Here is a 2100-nt window from a genome sequence, read left to right on the forward strand (position 1 = left end):
CTTAATAACATCCCTTCCAAATCCCTTTCTCGGCTTTTTCAAAGCCAAGCCTTTTTCGAGTCGGTGATAGTCCATAGTAATTAAAGCTCTTAAATTTGTTTGAGTGCTGATTTTATTACTTGCAGATGACCACTTGAAGAAACGTTTAAAATCAGAATAAAAATTGACAAACAATATCCAACCCTTAATATTCTTAATAATCCATAAACCCATGAGACTGTCATTTAAAGACTCATAAACTCTTTTGATAATTTGCTCTTGTTTTTTCATTAATGATAATTGAGTTAAAACCCAAATAGAAAGTACCAAAAAAAACAAATATCCGGTTCTATATCGCTCAATACCGAATCATGATTAAACTTATCTAAGCAACATTAATATATTGTACTCGTGTCTGAATCAAAATCACAAAAATCCCCTCGTTCCCTAGCAGGAATAGCTGGTATCGTAGCAGTAGCCACATTAATCAGTAAAATATTTGGCCTAGTACGTCAACAAGCGATCGCCGCTGCCTTCGGAGTAGGTGCTGCAGTGGACGCCTATAACTACGCTTATGTCATACCCGGGTTTTTATTAGTCTTATTAGGAGGCATCAACGGACCCTTTCATAGTGCCATCGTTAGTGTCTTAGCAAAGCGCCATAAGTCCGAAGCTGCTCCACTGGTAGAAACTATAACTACTTTTGTTGGTGGAGTACTGTTGTTAGTCACAGTTGGCCTGATTCTTTTTGCCGACCCTTTAATTGACCTAGTGGCACCGGGGTTAAGTCAAACGTCAAAAGGTCTAGAAATTCGAGCGATCGCCATCCAACAATTCCAGATTATGGCCCCAATGGCTTTACTGGCAGGATTAATTGGTATTGGTTTTGGAGCGCTTAATGCTGCGGATATGTATTGGTTGCCTTCTATTAGCCCCTTATTTTCTAGTGTGGCTTTAATAGGAGGAGTTTTTATCTTAGCTTTGCAGCTAGGGGAAAAGATTATTCAACCGGAATATGCCATGATGGGAGGTTTAGTTTTAGCCTGGGGCACTCTCATCGGAGCAATATTACAATGGTTAATTCAAGTTCCAGCATTGTGGCGAAATGGTTTAGGAAAATTACGTTTCAGATTTAATTTTCGACATCCAGGAGTACAGGAAGTTTCTAAAGTAATGATACCTGCTACTTTGTCTTCTGGAATGTTACATATTAATGTTTATACCGATTTATTTTTTGCTTCTTATATTCCTCAAGCTGCTGCTTCGTTGGCTTATTCTGGTTTGTTAGTACAGACTCCTTTGGGAATTATTTCTAATGTTATTTTGGTACCTTTTTTACCGATATTTTCTCGATTAGCGGAACCGGAAAGTTGGGATGAATTAAAATATAGAATTCGCCAAGCTTTGGTATTAGCTGGTATTACGATGTTGCCTTTAAGTGCGATTATGGTAACTTTGGCTTTGCCTATTGTGAGGGTGGTTTATGAACGTTATGCTTTTGATTTATCGGCATCAAATTTTGTTGCTTCTGTGTTGATGGCTTATGCGTTGGGAATGTTTGTTTATTTGGGAAGGGATGTTTTGGTTAGAGTTTTTTATGCTTTGGGAGATGGAGAAACTCCTTTTAAGATTAGTGTTATTAATATTTTTCTGAATGTGGTGTTGGATTATTTGTTAGTTAATGCTTTTGGTGCTCCTGGTTTGGTTTTGGCAACGGTAGGGGTTAATTTAATTTCAATGATAGTTTTTTTATGGTTGTTAGATAGGAAAATTGATGGGTTGCCTTGGGGTGAATGGTTTATAGTTTTTTCTGGTTTAATTGGTGGAGCTTTTGCGACTGCTTTGGTTTGTTGGAGTGTGCTTTTAGGTTGTCAGTTGGTGTTGGGAAGTGAGGGATTTTTTGTGCTGTTATTAGAACTTGGTTTAGCAAGTTTTTCGGGGTTAGGTATCTTTGGTTTGATAGTGATGAAAATGAATTTGCCGGAGGTTGATATTTTTGTTGGACGAATTAGACAGAAATTGGGAATTTGACATTCTCTCTAGTTTCAAAGTCAGGCTTCATAAGCAATAGTCGGAAATTTCACCACTCACCTCAGATTTTTTAGTGCTTCAGAAAATGAA

At 37.6% G+C, this 2100-nt stretch carries 2 protein-coding genes; one reads left to right on the top strand and one right to left on the bottom strand.

Features of this window, described 5'->3' with window-relative positions:
• A partial coding sequence (locus AC3DU7_RS32125) for a hypothetical protein (RefSeq protein ID WP_488043282.1) occupies window positions 1–270 on the bottom strand: 270 nt, incomplete at its 3' end.
• A 120-nt stretch (window positions 271–390) separates the two neighbouring features.
• Here AC3DU7_RS32125 and murJ point away from each other — a divergent pair.
• Window positions 391–2010: a murein biosynthesis integral membrane protein MurJ gene (murJ, locus tag AC3DU7_RS32130; protein ID WP_488043283.1), complete on the top strand. Its 1620-nt coding sequence runs from the start codon at window positions 391–393 to the stop codon at window positions 2008–2010.
• Window positions 2011–2100: the final 90 nt, after the last annotated feature.

The sequence above is a fragment of the Okeania sp. genome (assembly GCF_983059655.1).